Origin of the sequence: Pseudoxanthomonas sp. YR558 (assembly GCF_900116385.1) — a bacterium.
Lineage (GTDB): Bacteria > Pseudomonadota > Gammaproteobacteria > Xanthomonadales > Xanthomonadaceae > Pseudoxanthomonas_A.
Window position 1 is genome coordinate 873,713 of sequence record NZ_FPCI01000001.1, and the last position, 18,373, is coordinate 892,085.

Annotated in this window: 17 protein-coding genes; 11 read left to right on the forward strand and 6 right to left on the reverse strand. The window is 68.4% G+C overall.

Annotation, left to right across the window (positions count from 1 at the left end; translation table 11 throughout):
- Positions 1–34 precede the first annotated feature (34 nt).
- The 3 genes from creD to creB form a co-directional block, all read right to left on the reverse strand.
- Positions 35–1,405, reverse strand: coding sequence for a cell envelope integrity protein CreD (creD, locus tag BM365_RS04150; protein ID WP_093489477.1), 1,371 nt, complete (start codon positions 1,403–1,405; stop codon positions 35–37).
- Positions 1,406–1,495: 90 nt separating this feature from the next.
- Positions 1,496–2,935, reverse strand: a complete 1,440-nt coding sequence (gene creC, locus BM365_RS04155) for a two-component system sensor histidine kinase CreC (protein ID WP_093486836.1) — start codon at positions 2,933–2,935, stop codon at positions 1,496–1,498.
- Positions 2,936–2,938: 3 nt separating this feature from the next.
- Positions 2,939–3,649 carry a two-component system response regulator CreB gene (gene creB, locus BM365_RS04160; RefSeq protein WP_175502036.1) on the reverse strand — a complete coding sequence of 237 codons (711 nt, stop codon included), beginning with the start codon at positions 3,647–3,649 and terminating at the stop codon, positions 2,939–2,941.
- Between creB and rlmJ the strand changes: the two genes are divergently transcribed.
- The 7 genes from rlmJ (at position 3,648) to mfd (ending at position 11,164) form a co-directional block, all read left to right on the forward strand.
- The gene (gene rlmJ, locus BM365_RS04165) at positions 3,648–4,505 is read left to right on the forward strand and encodes a 23S rRNA (adenine(2030)-N(6))-methyltransferase RlmJ (RefSeq protein WP_093489479.1); all 858 of its coding nucleotides are present in this window, start codon (positions 3,648–3,650) and stop codon (positions 4,503–4,505) included. The genes creB and rlmJ overlap by 2 nt on opposite strands.
- Before the next feature lie 67 nt (positions 4,506–4,572).
- A complete protein-coding gene (locus BM365_RS04170) occupies positions 4,573–5,523 on the forward strand; it encodes a DUF808 domain-containing protein (protein ID WP_093486840.1) in 951 nt (316 codons plus the stop codon).
- Between the two features lie 55 nt (positions 5,524–5,578).
- Positions 5,579–6,127, forward strand: a complete 549-nt coding sequence (locus BM365_RS04175) for a GNAT family N-acetyltransferase (RefSeq protein ID WP_093486842.1) — start codon at positions 5,579–5,581, stop codon at positions 6,125–6,127.
- A 115-nt stretch (positions 6,128–6,242) separates the two neighbouring features.
- A complete protein-coding gene (locus BM365_RS18055) occupies positions 6,243–6,707 on the forward strand; it encodes a hypothetical protein (protein ID WP_199186221.1) in 465 nt (154 codons plus the stop codon).
- A 29-nt stretch (positions 6,708–6,736) separates the two neighbouring features.
- On the forward strand, positions 6,737–7,291 hold the full coding sequence (locus BM365_RS18060; protein ID WP_199186220.1) for a class I SAM-dependent methyltransferase: 555 nt from the start codon (positions 6,737–6,739) through the stop codon (positions 7,289–7,291).
- Between the two features lie 19 nt (positions 7,292–7,310).
- The gene (locus tag BM365_RS04185; protein ID WP_093486844.1) at positions 7,311–7,583 is read left to right on the forward strand and encodes a DUF4242 domain-containing protein; all 273 of its coding nucleotides are present in this window, start codon (positions 7,311–7,313) and stop codon (positions 7,581–7,583) included.
- A 107-nt stretch (positions 7,584–7,690) separates the two neighbouring features.
- On the forward strand, positions 7,691–11,164 hold the full coding sequence (gene mfd, locus BM365_RS04190; RefSeq protein ID WP_093486846.1) for a transcription-repair coupling factor: 3,474 nt from the start codon (positions 7,691–7,693) through the stop codon (positions 11,162–11,164).
- 52 nt (positions 11,165–11,216) lie between these two features.
- On the opposite strand, the gene BM365_RS04195 is transcribed toward mfd, so the two are convergent.
- Positions 11,217–12,767, reverse strand: coding sequence for a phospholipase D family protein (locus tag BM365_RS04195; protein WP_093486848.1), 1,551 nt, complete (start codon positions 12,765–12,767; stop codon positions 11,217–11,219).
- A 115-nt stretch (positions 12,768–12,882) separates the two neighbouring features.
- Between BM365_RS04195 and BM365_RS04200 the strand changes: the two genes are divergently transcribed.
- The 4 genes from BM365_RS04200 (at position 12,883) to BM365_RS04215 (ending at position 15,974) form a co-directional block, all read left to right on the forward strand.
- Positions 12,883–13,428 (forward strand): SixA phosphatase family protein, encoded by a 546-nt coding sequence (locus BM365_RS04200; protein WP_093486850.1) that lies wholly within the window; start codon positions 12,883–12,885, stop codon positions 13,426–13,428.
- A 108-nt stretch (positions 13,429–13,536) separates the two neighbouring features.
- Positions 13,537–14,400, forward strand: coding sequence for a pirin family protein (locus BM365_RS04205; RefSeq protein ID WP_093486852.1), 864 nt, complete (start codon positions 13,537–13,539; stop codon positions 14,398–14,400).
- A 147-nt stretch (positions 14,401–14,547) separates the two neighbouring features.
- Positions 14,548–15,270 (forward strand): aquaporin Z, encoded by a 723-nt coding sequence (gene aqpZ / locus BM365_RS04210; protein WP_093486854.1) that lies wholly within the window; start codon positions 14,548–14,550, stop codon positions 15,268–15,270.
- Between the two features lie 242 nt (positions 15,271–15,512).
- Positions 15,513–15,974, forward strand: coding sequence for a hypothetical protein (locus BM365_RS04215; RefSeq protein WP_093486856.1), 462 nt, complete (start codon positions 15,513–15,515; stop codon positions 15,972–15,974).
- 39 nt (positions 15,975–16,013) lie between these two features.
- On the opposite strand, the gene BM365_RS04220 is transcribed toward BM365_RS04215, so the two are convergent.
- On the reverse strand, positions 16,014–16,874 hold the full coding sequence (locus BM365_RS04220) for a pirin family protein (RefSeq protein ID WP_093486858.1): 861 nt from the start codon (positions 16,872–16,874) through the stop codon (positions 16,014–16,016).
- Between the two features lie 116 nt (positions 16,875–16,990).
- Complete coding sequence (locus BM365_RS04225) at positions 16,991–18,352, reverse strand: NAD-dependent succinate-semialdehyde dehydrogenase (RefSeq protein ID WP_093486860.1); 1,362 nt, start codon at positions 18,350–18,352, stop codon at positions 16,991–16,993.
- Positions 18,353–18,373: the final 21 nt, after the last annotated feature.

The window sequence follows — 18,373 nt, forward strand, 5'->3', positions numbered from 1 at the left end:
TCCCCCGTGAGCGGCGTGCGCCCTGCGCCATGGGTCAGCGCAGTTCCGTGCCAAGCGCATACCAGTCCACCTTGCGGGTCACCCACATGATCACGGCGAGGATGCCGAACAGCAGCAGCGAACCCATCAGCAATGCGTTGTCTTCGGAAACCAGCAGCCCATAGAGCACGCCGTACAGCAGCGTGAGCATGGTGGCGAACCCCGCCGCGCGCAGCCAACTCTGGAGCACGCCCGACAGATAGACGAACTGCAAGCCGATGCACGCCGCCGCCGACACCAGGTAGGCCTGCCAGAAGGCGATGTGCTCGGACAGGCTCAGCAGCAGCAGGAAGAAGATCGCCAGCGCCAGGCCGACCAGCAGGTACTGCAGCGGATGGATCGGCAGCCGCTTGATCAGTTCGAACAGGGCGAAGCCGACGAAGGTCAGCACGACGAACAGGATGCCGTACTTGCTGGCGCGGTCGGCCTGCGTGTAGACGTCGATCGGATCGACCAGGCTGACGTGCAGCGCATCGACACTGCTGCTGAGCGGGGCCGCCAGCACGCGCCCATCGACGACGCGATCGGCACGCGCATCCTGGCCATCCTCGCCACGCAGTTGTTTCTGCGCATTGCTGGCCAGCGAGGAGATCTTCCAGGTGGCGTTGAAGCCGGACCCGCTGACTTCACTGCTGGGCGAGTAGCCTTCGAACTTCGGATGCGGCCAGCTGGATTTGATGCGGATATCGTTGTTGTCGCCCAGCGGCACGACCGACAGCGATTCGGTGCCCTTGAGCAGCAGCTTCATGGCGACCTGCTGGCCTGCCACCCGGCCCGCCGCGACTGCCGGCAATTCGGCATGGATGCCATCCAGCCGCGCACCCAGGTAACCCGTACCGGACTTCAGCGGCAGCGCCGCGCCATCCACCTTCAGCTCAGGCGTACCGGCGACGCCGCGCACGTCGGAGATGCCGAACACGAGATACGGCGTGCCGTACTGGCGCTCCGCGCCGGTCGCCGCAGGTCCCGGCAGTGCAGGCTCGAAGGTGGCTTCAAGATCGGCGTGCCATTCGTACACCCGCACCTTGTACAAGCCCACGGCGCGCTCCGAAGGCGCGAGGCGGCCGGTGACGCCCAGCGTCTTCGGCATCTGCAGCAGATGCCCAGTGGTCTTGTCTTCCCGCAGGCGCTTGATGCCCTTGTCGTCCAGCCATTCGGTACGACGGACCTCCGTCCACGGCACGACCCGGATCGGCCCGGTCACGCGCTGCTTGCCGGCCGTGCCTTCGATGACGCGCTCGACGGCCTGGTGACGGTACGCCTCGCGCTCCTGGATGGTGCCCCGGATCATCATCAGGGGAATGAGCAGCAGCAGGACCAGCCCGCCGATGGTGAGGAAACGCAACAGCAATTTCAGTGACTTCATGTCGATGCCCCGGTTGGATACGCGGTGCATCGTCCAGTGCCCGTGTGCAACGGGCCGGAAGCCTGTTTGAAGGCTGTGTGAAGTGCGGCGTCAGACCGCCGGCAGCGAGAGGACCGCTTCGGCGCCGCCGTCGGGCCGGTTGTGCAGCGTGGCTTCGCCGCCGTGCAGGCGCATCACTTCGCGCACGAACGGAAGGCCCAGGCCGGAACTGCGCTGGCCGTTATCAGGGCGTGGCAACGAATAGAAACGCTCGAACACACGCTCGTGCGCGTAGTCCGGCACGCCGGGACCGCGATCGCGCACGATGAAACGCACCTGGTCCGCGTCGGACTCGACGGCGAGTTCGACGACAGCACCCGCCGGCGAGAAGGCGATGGCGTTGTCCAGCAGGTTGCCCAACGCACGACGCAACAGGAAGCCGTCGCCCTCCACCGCCCAGGCTCCCTGTACCGGAGCTTTGACGACCTGCACGCCGCGTGGCGTCAAGCGATCGTCCACCGCCTGTACGACCTCGTTCGCCAATGTGGCGGCATCCACGCGTTCGCGGCGCTGCAGCCAGCCATGCTGCTCGACTTCCGCGAGTGCCAGCAGCTTGTCGATGGTTTCGGTCAGCCGCTGCTCCTGCGCCTGAATGTTGCGGGCGAAGCGCTCGCGGTCCGCTTCCGGCAAGGGCTCCTGCAGCAGCTCGGCGGCGCCGCGGATGGCGGCCAGCGGGCTCTTCATCTCGTGCGTCAGCGACTGCACGTACTGCTCCACGTAGGCCTTGCCGGCCAGCTTGCGCCGCATCGTCTCCAGCGCGCGCCCGAGGTCACCGATCTCGTCGGCGCGCGGACGCGGTGGCGGCACCGGTTCGCCCGCGCTGACCGCTTGCGCATAGCGGTTGAGCCCGCCGATGCCGCGCACCAGCCACCACGTCATCAGCACGCCGATCAGCGCGGAGATCCCGATGAGCCAAGCGCCGCGCAGCAGGATGCTGCGCTGACTGGCGACGATGAAGGGTTCGATGCTGCGGTTGGGCTGCGACAGCGTCAGCACGCCCAGCAGCGTGCTGCGATCACCCGGGTCGTAGATCGGCGCGGCCACATGCATCACGGTGTGCGCGGTATCCCCGGGGGTCTCCGCGCTGGAACGCGCACCGTACTCGCCACGCAGCGTGCGATAGACATCGTTCCAGCGCGAATTGTCGCGCCCGAGGTCGCGTCCCTGCGAATCGAACACCACGGTGCCGCGGGCGTCGGTGACCGTGACCCGGTAGTCCACGGTGCGCTTCTGGAAGCGCCACACCCAGGCTTTCGGGTCGCGCTTCTGCGCCAGCGCCACGTGGCGCGCGAACGCACCGTCGGCGATGCGTCCGGCCTTGAGATCGTCGGCGGCCACTTCGGCCAGCAGGTTCGCGGCATCGACCAGGGTGGATTCCATCGCCTGACGCACGCCGGGCTTCACCTCGTTGACGAACACGCGCATCACGAAGAACGCGGCGATGCCGACGATAAGGAAAAAGCCGAGGACGAGCTTGAGCCCGAGCCGCACCGGTCAGGCCTCGACGGCGTAACCCAGGCCGCGGTGGGTGCGGATCGGGTCGGGGTCGGCGCCGGCCGCGCGCAGTTTCGCGCGCAGCGTCTTCACGTGCGTATCGACGGTGCGGTCGGCACTGTCGGCATCGCTGTCCCAACCGCGGTCCATCAGCTGCGCGCGCGTCAGGATGGCGCCGGGACGCTGCAACAGCGCATCCAGCACGGCGTACTCATAGCGGGTCAGGTCGAGCAACTGCTGGCGGAAGCGGATGCGGTGGCCTTCGCGGTCGATGGCAAAGACCCCCCGCGTGACCCACTCGCCCGCCGCCTGCGGCGCACTGGCCCCTGCACGGCGCAGGCGCGCCCGCACGCGGGCGACCAGCTCGCGCGGCGAGAACGGCTTGGTGACGTAGTCGTCGGCGCCCAGCTCCAGGCCGAGCACACGGTCGATCTCGTCATTGCGGGCGGTGAGGAAGATCACCGGCACGTCGCTGAAGCCGCGCAGTTCGCGGCAGACATCGAAGCCGCTGACGTCGGGCAGGCCCACGTCGAGCACCACCACGTCCACGCCGCCGGCGCGCACGCGCGGGGCGACCTCGCGGCCGAGCAGGCAGTGGTCGGCCTCCAGGCCTTCGCTGCGCAGCGCATACAGCACGGCATCGGCGATGGCGGTTTCGTCTTCGGCAATCAATACGCGCGGCATGGCGCAAGCATATATGCTGCGCGCCATGAATTACCGCCATGCCTTCCACGCCGGCAACCACGCCGACGTCCTCAAGCACCTCGTCCTGCTGGCGATGGTGGATGCGCTGAAGCGCAAGGACGCGCCGTTCTTCGTGCTGGACACGCATGCCGGCCGTGGCCACTATCTGCTGGGCGGGGCGGAAAGCCGCAAGACCTCCGAAGCGGATGAGGGCGTGTTCAAGCTGGCCGGCGTGCCGCGCCTGCCTGAGCTGGCCGAACGCTACCTGCGCGCGGTGCAAGCCAACAACCCGGTCGGCGCGCTGGTCGCCTACCCCGGTTCGCCGCTGCTGGTCGCCCAGGCGATGCGCGCGCAGGACCGCTTGGCCGCCTGCGAACTGCAGCCGGAGGAAGCCGCGGCGCTGAAGGCGGTGTTCGACCATGACGACCGCGTCGCCGTGCATGCGCGCGATGGCTATGCGGCGATGAAGGCGCTGCTGCCTCCGCGTGCCGGCAACCAGCGGATCGCGCGCGGCCTGGTACTGATCGATCCACCCTACGAAGCGCAGGATGCCGAGTACCCTGCCATCACCGCGGCCCTGCGCGATGCGCTGGAGCGATGGCCCGCGGCGACGTACGCGGTGTGGTATCCGATCAAGCAGCGACGCAGCCTGCTGCCGTTCTTCCGCAAGATGGCCGCGCTGCCCTCCAAGGGCGCCTTCGTGGCCGAATTGCAGGTGCGCCCCGACGACTCGCCGCTGCGCCTCAATGGCAGCGGCATGCTGGTCATCAATCCCCCATGGCAGTTGGCCGAAGCATTGGCGCCGGTCCTGCCGGTGCTGGCCGCGAGCCTGGGCGAGACCGGGGCCAGCCATCGATTGGAGTGGCTGCGCGCGGCGAGCTGACGCGCACGGCATCGCCACGGGCCTGTGCGAGAATCGGCCCCCTCCCACGACGACACAGACCTTCTCCATGGCCGGATCCAGCCTGTTCGCCCTGATCGACGACATCGCCACCCTGCTGGACGACGTGTCCGTGATGACGAAGGTGGCCGCGAAGAAGACGGCGGGCGTGCTCGGCGACGATCTGGCGCTCAACGCCCAGCAGGTCACCGGCGTGAAGGCCGACCGCGAGTTGCCGGTAGTGTGGGCGGTGGCCAAGGGCTCGATCGTCAACAAGGCCATCCTGGTGCCGGCGGCGCTGGCGATCAGCGCGCTGGAAACCTGGCTGCACGGGCGCGGTTACAACATCCCGCTGGTGACGCCGCTGATGATGATCGGTGGCGCTTTCCTCTGTTTCGAGGGCGTGGAGAAGCTGGCCCACAAGTTCCTGCACAAGGGCGAGGACGAGCAGCAGCACGCCGAACGCCTGGCCGCGGTGCAGGACGCGAAGGTCGACATGGTCGCGTTCGAGAAGGACAAGATCCGCGGCGCCATCCGCACCGACTTCATCCTGTCGGCCGAGATCATCGTGATCTCGCTCGGTACGCTGGGCGGCCGCACGTTCCTGGAGCAGGTGCTGACGCTGGTCGCCATCGCCGCGATCATGACCGTGGGCGTGTACGGCCTGGTGGGCGGCATCGTGAAGCTGGACGACGCCGGCCTGGCGCTGACCTCCGACGCACGCGACAGCGGCTGGGCGCGCTTCAAGCGGTCCTTCGGCCGCGGCATCCTCTACAGCGCGCCGTATCTGATGAAGTTCCTCTCGATCGCCGGCACCGCGGCCATGTTCCTGGTCGGCGGCGGCATCCTGGTCCACAGCATCCCGGCGCTCCACCACGTCATCGCGCCGTATACGCAGGGCGGCTGGGGCGTGTTGTGGGAAAACCTGTTCAATGCGGGCGTGGGCGTGGTCGCCGGCGCGGTCATCCTGGCCGTGGTCACGGCCGTCCAGCGCCTGCGCGGCAAACGCCACGCCGCCTGAACCGCGTGCCCGACGGCCCTCGCCGCCCCTCCGGATTTCATGCGAGCATCCGCCCATGACCGCGCCGAAACGCCTGCCGCCCTGGCATGAACACTTCCGCCTGCCCAGCGGGCGCGAACTGCTGATCCGCCCGATCCGCCCCGAGGACGCCGGCCCCATCCAGGGCGCCTTCGGCCTGCTCGGGCCGGAAGAGATCCGCCAGCGCTTTCTGTACGCGCTGAAGGAACTGACCCCGGACATGGCCCAGCGCCTGACCCACCCCGACCCGAACACCGAGTTCGCGCTCGTCGCCGCCGAACCGCTGCCGCCGGGCGAGGCGCTGGTGGGTGCGGTGGCACGCGCCTCGCTGGTGGCGCGCACGCGCGATGCCGAATTCGCGATCCTGGTCAGCCACTTCATCGCCGGCCAGGGCCTGGGCCGCCACCTGATGCGCAAGCTGGCCAAGTGGGCGCGCTCGAAGAAGCTCGACCGGCTCTACGGCGACGTGCTCGACAGCAACGAGCCGATGCTGCAGCTCGCCCAGTCGCTGGGCTTCAAACGCGTGCGCGAGGCCGACAACGCGGGCCTGGTGCGCGTGGTGCTGGACCTCAACGAAGAGCCCTGAGGCCGCGACGCGGCCTGCTGTTCCGATCAACGGCCATTTCGCTCCAAGCCACCGGCGTAACCTGCGCGTCGGGGAGCTGGCGGCAGGCCTTGCCGTGTCCGGCAAGGTGCCTCCCATGGACAGCCCCGAAGACCGACTCAACGCCTTCCTCGGCCACGCCGTGGGCGACCTGGGCGCTGCGATCAGCGCCACCCTGATGCTGGTCGGCGACCGCCTCGGCCTGTATCGCGCGCTCGCCGACTCCCCGGCCACTCCCGCCGAACTCGCCGAGCGAACCCGCACCCACGAGCGCTACATCCGCGAATGGCTGGCCAACCAGGCCGCCGGCGGCTACGTCACCTACGACGCCACGACCGGGCGCTACGCCCTGGATGATGCGCAGCGGTTGTGCCTGGCCAGCCCGGATAGCCCGGTCGACCTGGCCGGCGCGTACTACATCGTCGAAGCTGCCTTCCACGCACTGGAACGCACGACCGACAACTTCCGGACCGGCCAGGGCATGGAATGGGGCGAGCACCACGCCTGCCTGTTCCATGGCACGGAGCGCTTCTTCCCGCGGGCTACCACGCGCATCTGCTGACCGAATGGCTGCCCGCGCTCGACGGCGCCGTGGACAAGCTCTCACAGGGCGCCCGCGTCGCCGACGTGGGCTGCGGGCATGGAGCAAGCACGCTACTGATGGCGAAGGCCTTCCCGCACTCGCAGTTCATCGGCTACGACTACCACGCGGACTCCATCCGCACGGCCAACGAGCGCGCGCGGGCCGCCGGCGTCAGCAATGCGCACTTCGCCGTGTCCGATGCGGTCGGCTACGAAGACAAGGATCTCGACCTGGTTGCGTTCTTCGATTGCCTGCACGACATGGGCGACCCGGTGGGTGCCGCCCGGCACGCCCGCCAGGCGCTCCGTCCCGACGGCCATTGCCTGCTGGTGGAGCCCTTTGCCGGCGACGCGGTGCAGGACAATCTCAATCCGGTGGGGCGCGTGTACTACGGCGCGTCGTCGCAGATCTGCGTACCGGTCTCGTTGGCGCGCCATGGGCCGGCGCTCGGCGCCCAGGCCGGCCAGGCACGCCTGCAGGCGATCATGAGCGAAGGGGGCTTCGGACGTTTCCGGCGCGCGACGCAAACGCCGTTCAACCTGGTACTGGAAGCCCGCCCCTGATCCCACCGAGGAGATCCCCATGCCCCGCTACCTCATCGAACGCGACATCGAGGGGGCCGGCCTGATGACGCCGGCCGAGCTGAAAGCCGTTTCGCAGAAGTCCTGCGGGGTGCTGGCCGAACTCGGTCCGCAGGTGCAGTGGGAACACAGCTATGTCACCGACGACAAGGTCTACTGCGTGTACCGCGCACCCAGCGAGGCGCTCGTGCGCGAACACGCGATGCGCGGTGGCTTCCCCGCCAATCGCATTTCGCCCGTGGTGGCGATCATCGATCCGCTGACCGCCGAATGAGGCATCCCGCGCGGCGGTGAAGGCCACCGCGCGGCCTGTTGGTACACTGCGCACCCCTTTGCGCTGGGCACACACGGTGTCCGGCGCTGCCGCTGTTTTGTGTACCCATGACCGACGCCAAGAACACCGCCCTTCCCGCTCCCCCCTTGCCGCGTGGCGGCCAGTCGCGTGCCTGGTGGCGCGCGCCCGCCTCGCCGACTGCGCTGGCCTGGTCGATCGCCGCCGCCGCACGTGCGCATGAGGGCCCCGTGCTGGTGGTCGCGCGCGACAACCATGAAGCGCACCAGGTGGAAGCCGACCTGCACACGCTGCTGGGCAGCGCCAGCGACTTGCCGGTGGTGCCGTTCCCGGACTGGGAGACCCTGCCCTACGACCAGTTCAGTCCGCATCCGGACATCGTCTCGCAGCGACTGTCAGCCCTGCATTGCCTGCCGACGCTGAAGCAAGGCATCGTCGTAGTGCCGGTGCAGACGCTGATGCAGCGCTTGTCGCCGCTGCGCCACATCGCCGGCGGCAGCTTCGACTACCGCGTGGGCCAGCGGCTGGACTTCGATGCCGAGAAGCGCCGTCTCGAGGCCGCCAGCTACCGGCACGTGCCGCAGGTGCTGGACCCGGGCGACTTCGCCGTGCGCGGTGGCCTGCTCGACGTCTACCCGATGGGCGCCGATGCGCCGCTGCGCATCGAACTGCTGGACGACACGGTCGACTCGCTCCGCCACTTCGATCCGGAAAGCCAGCGCTCGCTCGATCGGGTCGAATCGGTGCAGTTGCTGCCCGGCCGCGAAGTGCCGCTGGACGAGCGCTCGGTGGAACGCGCGATGACGCTGCTGCGCGACCGCTTCGACGTGGACACGCGTCGCAGCGCGCTGTACCAGGACTTGAAATCGGGTCTGGCGCCGGCGGGCGTGGAGTACTACCTGCCGCTGTTCTTCGATGCGACCTCGACGCTCTTCGATTACCTGCACACCGAAACGCTGCCGGTGCTGACCGGCGGCTTCGGCGAAGCGGCGGAAGCGTTCTGGGCGCAGACGCGCAATCGCTACGAGCAACGCCGCCACGACATCGAGCGTCCGCTGCTCCCACCCGACGAGCTCTACCTGTCGCCCGACGGCCTGCGCGAGCGGCTCAACCAGCAATCGCGCATCGACGTGTGCGGACCGCAGCACAGCCGCCACGCCGACGCCCTGCCGTTGGGCGACCAGCCGTTGCCGCCGCTGCCCGTGGCAGCGAAGGATGCGCCTGCCGGCGAAGCGCTGACGTCATTCCTCGGCCATTACCCCGGTCGCGTCCTGATCGCCTCCGATTCGCCGGGCCGGCGCGAGGCGCTGCTGGAAGTGCTGCAGGCCGCTGCGCTCGTCCCCGAGGTGCTGGCGGACTTCACCGCATTCCGCACCGGGCGCGACCGCTTCGCGATCACCGTGGCACCGCTCGAGGACGGCTTCGCCCTCGATGATCCGCGCATCGCGGTGCTCACCGAGCGGCAACTGTTCCCCGAGCGCGCCACCCAGGCGCATCGCCGCAAGCGCACCGGCCGCGAACCCGAAGCCATCATCCGCGACCTTGGCGAACTGACCGAAGGCGCGCCCATCGTCCACGAGGACCATGGCGTGGGTCGCTATCGCGGCCTGATCGCGATGGACGTGGGCGGGATGCCGGGCGAGTTCCTGGAAATCGAATACGCCAAGGGCGATCGTCTGTACGTGCCGGTCGCGCAGCTGCACCTGATCAGCCGCTACTCGGGCGCCTCGCCGGAGACCGCGCCGCTGCATTCGCTGGGCGGCGAAGCCTGGGCCAAGGCGAAGAAGAAGGCGGCCGAGAAAGTCCGCGACGTCGCGGCGGAACTGCTGGAAATCCAGGCGCGCCGCCAAGCCCGCGCCGGCTTGGCGCTGCACGTGGACCGGCCGATGTACGAACCGTTCGCGGCCGGTTTCCCGTTCGAGGAGACGCCCGACCAGCGCGCGGCCATCGAAGCGGTATTGCGTGACCTGCAGTCCAGCCAGCCGATGGACCGCGTGGTCTGCGGCGACGTCGGTTTCGGCAAGACCGAGGTCGCCGTCCGCGCGGCTTTCGCCGCCGCCAGTGCCGGCAAGCAAGTCGCGGTGCTCGTACCGACCACGCTGCTGGCCGAACAGCATTACCGCAACTTCCGCGACCGCTTCGCCGACTGGCCGTTGAAGGTCGAGGTGCTGTCGCGCTTCAAGACCGCCAAGGAAATCAAGGCGGAACTCGACAAGCTGGCCGAGGGCAAGCTGGACGTCATCGTCGGGACGCACCGCCTGCTCCAGCCGGACGTGAAGTTCAAGGACCTCGGCCTGGTGATCGTGGACGAGGAGCAACGTTTCGGCGTGCGTCAGAAAGAAGCGTTGAAGGCGCTGCGCGCCAACGTCCATTTGCTGACGCTGACCGCCACGCCGATCCCGCGCACGCTCAACATGGCGATGGCCGGCTTGCGCGACCTGTCCATCATCGCCACGCCGCCGGCCAACCGCATGGCGGTGCAGACCTTCGTGACGCCCTGGGACGACGCGCTGCTGAAGGAGGCCTTCCAGCGCGAGCTGTCGCGCGGCGGCCAGGTGTACTTCCTGCACAACGACGTGGAGAGCATCGGCCGCATGCAGCGCGAGCTGCAGGAGCTGGTGCCCGAGGCCCGTATCGGCATCGCCCACGGGCAGATGCCGGAACGCGAGCTGGAGCAGGTGATGCTGGATTTCCAGAAACAGCGCTTCAACGTGTTGCTGTGCACGACGATCATCGAATCCGGCATCGACATCCCGAACGCCAACACCATCATCATGAACCGTGCCGACAAGTTCGGCCTGGCGCAGCTGCACCAGCTGCGCGGTCGCGTCGGCCGTTCGCACCACCGCAGCTACGCCTACCTGGTGGTGCCGGACAAGCGCAGCATCACCGCCGATGCGCAGCGCCGGCTGGAAGCGATCGCCTCGATGGACGAACTGGGCGCGGGCTTCACCCTTGCCACGCACGATCTCGAGATCCGCGGCGCCGGTGAACTGCTGGGCGAAGACCAGAGTGGCCAGATGGCCGAAGTCGGTTTCAGCCTCTACACCGAGCTGCTGGAGCGCGCCGTGCGTTCGATCCGGGCCGGCCACCTGCCCGACGTCGACCTGGGCCAGGAGCGCCGCGGCGCCGAAGTCGAATTGAACGTGCCCGCACTCATCCCCGAGGACTACCTGCCCGACGTGCACACGCGCCTGACGCTCTACAAGCGCATCAGCAGCGCGCCGGAGAAGGACGACCTGCGCGACCTGCAGGTGGAGATGATCGACCGCTTCGGCCTGCTGCCCGATCCCGCGAAGTACCTGTTCGCCACGGCCGAACTGAAACTGGCCGCGAACGACCTGGGCATCCGCAAGCTGGAGCTCGGTGAGCACGGCGGACGCATCGTGTTCGAGAGCAAGCCGAACATCGACCCGATGGCAGTGATCCAGCTGATCCAGAAGCAGCCGAAGCTCTACACGATGGATGGCCCGGACAAGCTGCGGATCAAGGTGCCATTGCCCGATGCGCCGGATCGCTTCAATGCGGCCAAGGCCCTGTTGGCCACACTGTCGCCTTCCTGACGCAGATGTCGCAGCGCAACGCCATGGCGCGGCGAAGCCATGGCGACGGACGCTAAAGCTGCGATTCCACCGGCAGCCAACCCACCGCGCGGGCGACGCCGCGACGCCATGCGCTCGCTTCCGGATCGCGCTCCCAGACGCGTGGGGGCTTCTGCGACGCATCGTCCCAGCGCAGGGCGCCGTCCTGCAGGCGCACGCGATAGCTCTTGTCCGGCGCGATCTTGGCTTCGTAGCTGCGCAGCAGCGCGGCGGTAGCGGCGCGGTCGCGGAACAGGATGCCCATTTCGGTATTGAGGTTGACGGAGCGCGGGTCGAGGTTGAACGACCCGATGAAACCGCGCTCGGCATCCACTGCGAATGCCTTGGTGTGCAGGCTGGCGCCACTGGAACCGAACAGGCTGCTGTCCGGCCGCCCGTGCGGCATCAGTTCGTACAGCGTCACGCCCCCTTCCAGCAGCGGCACGCGGTACGGCGCGTAGCCGCCGTGCACCGCCATCACGTCGTTGGCCGCCAGCGAGTTGGTCAGCACGCTGACGTCGACGCCCTCCGCGCGTTTGCCGACCAGCCAGCGCGTGCCCTCGTCGCCCGGCACGAAGTACGGCGAGATCACCCGCAGCTCACGCTTCGCCAGGCCCATCGCCTTGCCCAGCCGATGGATCAACCACTGCGCCTGGCCTTCGCCCTGCCCCTTGGCGGCCGGATCCGAGTAAACCCCCACCTCGTCCAACCAATACAGCGCGTTTCCGCCGACCAGTGTCCGCAGTCCCGGGCTGCTGCGCAGGCGCGCGACGTAGTCGGCGGCGCGCGCCGAACGGTAGCCGGCGTCGCCATGCGTACGCAGCTGCTCCAGCGCGCCCTCCTTCGCCTGCGACAGCGCGACGAGCGGGATGACCGACGCACTGTTCCAGAAATCATCGAAGATCGCCGAGGTCTGCTGTACCGCCGGACCCACCAGCACCGCGTCCATGTCGAGGAAGTTGGTCTGCGCGGCGGCATCGAAGTACTCGTCGCCGACGTTGCGCCCGCCGACCACCGCGACGCGTCCATCGGCGATCCACGCCTTGTTGTGCATGCGGCGATTCATTGCGACCGGTCGCAGCAGCATTTCACTCGCGCGACCGAGCACGCCGACGCGGCTTCGCGAGGGATTGAACAGCCGCACCTCGATGTTGGGGTGCGCGTCCAACGCGGCCAGGTGCGAATCCTTGCCGTGCGCGGTCATGTCGTCCAGCAGCAGGCGCACGCGGACACCTCGGTCGGCGGCACGCAGCGCTTCATAACCCAACAGGTTTCCGGTGAAGTCGTGGTTCCAGATGTAGTACTGCAGGTCGAGGCTGCGGCCCGCCGCACGCGCGGTGGCGGCGCGGACGGTGAAGGCGTCCAGGTTGTCGGACAGCAAGGCCATGCCACTCTGGCGCGGATGCTCGCGCAGCATCGGCGCGACCGCGCGGTCCAGCGCGGTGGCATCCGCCGCCGTGGCCAGCGCCTGCGAAGGCGCGCCGCGCGCGGTTTCTGAGAACCGGCCATAGCTGTACAGCGCCACGGCCGATGCCACCACCAGTACCAGCAATCCCAGGCCGAGCCGTCGCAGCCACTTGCGCATCCTGTCCCCTCCCTCACGCGTCTGCGCCTATCGTAGTGCCTGACCCGTGAGGGCCGCGCTTGCACACCCCGGAGCGCCGTTGCACGCTCGCACCCTGTCATCGCCGAGGTTCGCCATGCGCTCCCTGACCCTGATCCGCCCCCTGGTCCTGCTGGCCCTGGCATCGCTGACCGTCGCCTGCAGCACCTCGCCACGGCAGGAAGTCGCGCAGGCGCCGCTGACCTTCATCGTCGTGCGGCATGCCGAGAAGGCGACCGACGACCCGCAGGATCCGAACCTGTCCGCCGCAGGCCTCGCGCGCGCCGACGCCCTGGCCCGGCGCCTGCGCGACGCGCCGCTCGTGGCGGCCTATGCCACCGAGTTCCGGCGCACGCAGCAAACCGCGCGTCCGGCCGCCGAGGCACATGGCCTTCCGGTCACTGCGTACTTCGCACGCGGTCCGGCGGCGGAGAGTGCGGCACAGTGGAAGCAGGCGCACCACGGCGGGACTGTGCTCATCGTCGGCCACAGCAACACCGTGCCCGACCTGGTCGCAGCGCTGTGCGGCTGCACCACGCAGCCGATGGACGACACCGAGTACGACCGCCTGTCCATCGTCCGCGTGGATGCGGCCGGTCGCGCGACGCTGGAGATCGAACGCTACGGCGCGACCGTGCCCTGACCGCGCGCCTGCCCGGATGGGGGATACGCGCAACGGACCGTTTCCGTATCGTCAGCCGGGTCGGCGCCAGCTCATGCGATGCTGCGCGCCTCCCACCGAGGACATGCCATGACCACGATCATCGCGCCACGCGTGCACGACTTGGGCGGCGGCTTCAACGTGCGCCGCGCCGTCCCCAGCCTGCAGGCCCGCAGCGTGGGCCCGTTCGTGTTCGTCGACCACATGGGGCCCGCCGTGTTCGAGCCCGGCCGCGGCATCGACGTGCGCCCGCATCCGCACATCGGCCTGGCGACGGTCACCTTCCTCTGGGCGGGCGCGATCAACCACAAGGACACGCTGGGTTCGGAACAGGTGATCTCGCCCGGCGACGTCAACTGGATGACGGCGGGCCGCGGCATCGCGCATTCCGAACGCACGCCCATCGACGTGCGCACCGGTCGCCACGACGTGCATGGCATGCAGACCTGGGTCGCACTGCCGAAGTCGTACGAAGAAGTCGCACCCGAGTTCCACCACCATGCGGCCGCGACGTTGCCGGTCGTGGACCGCGCCGGCGCGCGCCTGCGCGTGATCGCCGGCCGCGCCTACGGCGAGGAGTCGCCGGTGAAAGTCTTCAGCGGCACCTTCAACGTGGCCGTGGACTTGCAGCCGGATGCGGAACTCGAGATCGATGCAGGCCACGTCGAGCGCGCGCTCTATGTGCTGGAAGGCGACGCCCAGGTGGACGGCGCCGACATCCCGGAGAAGCATCTGGTGGTGTTCGACCGCGGCAGCCGCCCCGTGCTGCGGGCCAAGACGCCGATCAAGGGTCTGCTGATGGGGGGCGAACCGCTCGATGCGCCGCGCCACATGTGGTGGAACTTCGTGTCCAGCTCGCAGGAGCGGATCGACCAGGCCAAGCAGGACTGGCTGGACGGCCGCTTCGGCCACGTTCCGGGCGAAACCGAGTTCATTCCCTTGCCCGAGCGCTGAGCCGGGCGGAACAAGCGAAATGTGAGTTCTACAACACTCGCGTTTGAAGCGGGCGCGGCTAACGCAAAGCAAACACTTGCGCCGTTCCCGTTCCGCTATCGTGCGGCCACCGTCATGTGACGGGGCACGCACGCATTGGGGGCTGGCATGAGTCTGGCAAAGAAACTCGCGGCGGAATTCCTGGGGACGTTCTGGCTGGTACTGGGCGGTTGCGGCAGCGCCGTACTCGCGGCCCACTTCGGTGGCGATGGCAACCCGCTGGGCATCGGCCTGCTGGGAGTCTCGCTGGCGTTCGGCCTGACGGTGCTGACCGGGGCCTACGCCTTCGGCCACATTTCCGGCGGACACTTCAACCCCGCGGTCAGCGTAGGCCTATGGGCCGGCGGGCGCTTTCCGGCCCGGGAACTGCTGCCCTACATCGTGGCGCAGGTGGTGGGCGGCCTGGCCGCCGGCTTCATCCTGTTGCAGATCGCGCAAGGCCAACCGGGCTTCGCGATTGATCCGAACGCAGCGGGCGCGTTCGCCAGCAACGGCTACGGCGCCATGTCGCCGGGCGGGTACACCGTTGCGGCGGCCTTCCTCACCGAAGTGGTGCTCACCGCCTTCTTCCTGATCGTCATTATGGGCTCGACGCACGGACGGGCCCCGGCGGGCTTCGCGCCCATCGCGATCGGTCTGGCACTGACCCTGATCCACCTGATCAGCATCCCGGTGACGAATACGTCGGTGAACCCGGCGCGCTCCACCGCCGTCGCACTGTTCGCGGGCCCCACGGCGGTCGGACAACTCTGGCTGTTCTGGCTGGCGCCGCTGCTGGGTGGGCTGATCGGCGGCATGCTGTATGGCTGGCTGGGCCGCGACCGCGCCTGAACCCTTGCGCGCGCGCCCGGCCAAGACCGGGCACGCGCGTGACAGGGGGTGTGACTGGGGTCGCCGTTCACGCGTTTAGCGCGTTGTTTTGCGGCGCAGCATGGGCTATGGTCGGGCCATTGCCGGGGGAAAACGGCAACCGACACCGGGGATGACCAAGGGATGGCGCGGGGCCGCAAGGCCTGTCGCGGTGCGCGGACAACGCGGAACCGCCCGAGAGGGCGACCATCCAGGGGAATGCCATGAAGATCGTCATCGCCGCCAGCCTCTTCCTTGCCTCCGCCGCCGCATGGGCGCAGCAAGCACCGCCGTGCCCTTCCCTACCGGCCAGCGCCGGATTGCAGTGGGAACAGCGCGTGGATGCCAACTTCATCGCCTGTAAAGCCGTCGCCACCGATGGACGCCAGGTCCTGAACGTGATGCTGACCTCGCGCGATCCGAAGATCCGCCTGGAGCGTCGTCTGCGCGAAGAGGAGAGCACGTTCTCCGGCGAGGAAATCTTCTGGTATCGGCCTGACCTGGCTGGTCAGGAAATCTCGCCCGCGATGGCATCGCGCCGCATCACCGTCGTCGAGTTCGACGACGACCGGTACGCGCAGGTGTGGATCAACGCGAATTCGCCCGAGGAGCTCGGCACGCTGATCTCGCTGGCCCAGCAACTCGACGTACGCGCCACCAGCGCGCAGTTGTCCGTCGGCAACTGATGACCGCCAGGCGGGACAGCGTCCCGCCCTGCGCGTCGCTCAGAAACGGCCTTCCTGGAAATCCACGAAGGCCTGCATCAGTTCCTGTCGGGTGTTCATGACGAACGGGCCGTGGCGCATCACCGGTTCGCGCAACGGACGGCCTGCCACCGCGATCACACGCGCAGGACGACTGCCTGCATGCACCTGCAGCACTTCGCCGCCACCGAGCACGCCCATTTCGTGGGTATCCAGCGGCCGCGCTTCGTCGCCCTCACCCACGGTGAGCGCGCCTTCGAACACGTAGGCGAACGCGTTGTGCCCGGCCGGCAATGCGTACTCCCACGCCTTGCCCGCGTCGAGCGCGATGTCGAGGTACACCGGATCGGTGGCAGGCTGCGAAATCGGTCCCTGCACGTCGCCGACACGGCCTGCGATCACCTTCACCTCAACACCTGCCGCCGGCTTGGCGATCGGAATACGATCGGGAGCGAACTCCTGGTACTTCGGCGCCGTCATCTTCTCGCGTGCCGGCAAGTTCACCCAGAGCTGGAAGCCGCGCATGCGGCCGGATTCCTGCTCCGGCATTTCCGAATGCACCAGGCCACGCCCGGCCGTCATCCACTGCACCGCGCCCGGCGTCAGCAGACCTTCGTTGCCATGGTTGTCGCGATGGCGCATGCGGCCATCGAGCATGTAGGTGACCGTTTCGAAGCCACGGTGCGGATGCTCCGGGAAACCCGCGAGATAGTCCTCCGCCTTGTCCGTGCCGAATTCGTCGAGCAGCAAGAACGGATCGAGATCAGGCAACTCGGGGCCGCCGATCACGCGCGTCAGCTTGACGCCCGCGCCGTCGGACGTGGGTCGGCCGCGGACGGTGCGGATCACGCGGGCGGGAGTGGTGTCGGTCAGGGTGGCCATGGTGCCTCCGGTTCAATTACGGACAAGATGGCACCGCGCCGCCCGCTTCGGAACGGCAACCACCGTAACCATCCGTTCCACCGATGGATCGTCGCCCGGCGATGTGGGCGCCCGCCTCAGGCCACGTAGACCGACTTGATGTTCATGAATTCGTGGATGCCGTGCTCGGCGAGTTCGCGACCGAAACCGGAGCGCTTGGTGCCGCCGAATGGCAGGCGCACGTCGCTACGGACGATGGCGTTGACGAACGCCGCGCCGACCTGCAGCTGACGAGCGATCCGGTCGCCGCGATCCACATTGCGCGTCCATACACTGCCGCCCAGGCCGAAGGTGGTGTCGTTCGCGACCCGCACGGCGTCGGCGTCGTCCTTCACCCGCAGGATGCTGGCGACAGGGCCGAACAGCTCCTCCTCGTACGCCGGCATACCCGGCGCGACGGCATCCAGGATGGACGCCGGATAGCCTGCGTGCGACGCATCGGGTTCGCCACCGAGCAACACCTGTGCGCCCTTGGACACGCTCGCCTGCACCTGCTTGTGCAGTTCGTCGCGCAAGTCCTGCCGGGCCATCGGCGCGAGCGTGGTGGCATCGTCCTGCGGATCGCCCAGCTGCAGTTTCGCCGCCGCCTCGACGAAACGCTTCACGAATTCATCGGCGATACCTTCCTGCACGATGAAGCGCTTGGCCGCGATGCAGGTCTGCCCGGCATTGCCGAAGCGCGATGCCACGGCGCCGGCGACGGTCTTATCGAGGTCGGCATCGTCGAGCACGATGAAGGCGTCGCTGCCGCCGAGTTCCATCACGCTCTTCTTCAGCTGGCTGCCCGCATTGGCGGCGACGGCACGGCCGGCACGCTCGCTGCCGGTCAATGTCACTGCCGCGACGCGCGCATCGCGGATCACTTCGGCGGCCTGGTCGTTGTCGATGTGCAGCACACCGAACACGCCCGCCGGCACTCCGGCCGCGGACAGCGCCTCGGCGATGACGTCGGCGCAGCGGGGCACGTTGCTCGCGTGTTTCAACACCGCCACGTTTCCCGCCATGAAGGCCGGTGCGAGGAAGCGGAACACCTGCCAGATCGGGAAGTTCCACGGCATCACCGCCAACACGCAGCCGATCGGCTCATAGCGGACGTAGCTGCGCTGGCCGTCGGTGGACACCGGTTGGTCCAGCAGATAATCGGCCGCGTGGTCGGCGTAGTAGTCGCAGGCCCCGGCGCACTTGTCGACTTCGGCCAGGGCTTCCTTGCGCAACTTGCCCATCTCGGCGGTCATGATCCGCTGGATGTCGTCGCGACGGCGGCGCAACTCGGCCCCGATGGCACGCAACACCTTGCCGCGCTCGGCCAGCGACAGCGCCGCCCACGCGGGGAATGCCTGCTGCGCCGCCGCCAGCGTGGCATCGACCTGTGCCGACGTCATCAGCTCATGGCGGTACTCGACCTGCCCGGTCGCGGGATTGATGGTTTCGACAGTCATGGCATCACAGGGTGCATGTAG

Coding starts and splice junctions, on each gene's coding strand:
- creD (WP_093489477.1), bottom strand. CDS start 1,405: ATGAAGTCACTGAAATTGCTGTTGCGTTTCCTCACCATCGGCGGGCTG.
- rlmJ (WP_093489479.1), top strand. CDS start 3,648: ATGAATTACCGCCATGCCTTCCACGCCGGCAACCACGCCGACGTCCTC.
- creB (WP_175502036.1), bottom strand. CDS start 3,649: ATGGCGCGCAGCATATATGCTTGCGCCATGCCGCGCGTATTGATTGCC.
- BM365_RS04170 (WP_093486840.1), top strand. CDS start 4,573: ATGGCCGGATCCAGCCTGTTCGCCCTGATCGACGACATCGCCACCCTG.
- BM365_RS04175 (WP_093486842.1), top strand. CDS start 5,579: ATGACCGCGCCGAAACGCCTGCCGCCCTGGCATGAACACTTCCGCCTG.
- BM365_RS18055 (WP_199186221.1), top strand. CDS start 6,243: ATGGACAGCCCCGAAGACCGACTCAACGCCTTCCTCGGCCACGCCGTG.
- BM365_RS04185 (WP_093486844.1), top strand. CDS start 7,311: ATGCCCCGCTACCTCATCGAACGCGACATCGAGGGGGCCGGCCTGATG.
- mfd (WP_093486846.1), top strand. CDS start 7,691: ATGACCGACGCCAAGAACACCGCCCTTCCCGCTCCCCCCTTGCCGCGT.
- BM365_RS04195 (WP_093486848.1), bottom strand. CDS start 12,767: ATGCGCAAGTGGCTGCGACGGCTCGGCCTGGGATTGCTGGTACTGGTG.
- BM365_RS04200 (WP_093486850.1), top strand. CDS start 12,883: ATGCGCTCCCTGACCCTGATCCGCCCCCTGGTCCTGCTGGCCCTGGCA.
- BM365_RS04205 (WP_093486852.1), top strand. CDS start 13,537: ATGACCACGATCATCGCGCCACGCGTGCACGACTTGGGCGGCGGCTTC.
- aqpZ (WP_093486854.1), top strand. CDS start 14,548: ATGAGTCTGGCAAAGAAACTCGCGGCGGAATTCCTGGGGACGTTCTGG.
- BM365_RS04215 (WP_093486856.1), top strand. CDS start 15,513: ATGAAGATCGTCATCGCCGCCAGCCTCTTCCTTGCCTCCGCCGCCGCA.
- BM365_RS04220 (WP_093486858.1), bottom strand. CDS start 16,874: ATGGCCACCCTGACCGACACCACTCCCGCCCGCGTGATCCGCACCGTC.
- BM365_RS04225 (WP_093486860.1), bottom strand. CDS start 18,352: ATGACTGTCGAAACCATCAATCCCGCGACCGGGCAGGTCGAGTACCGC.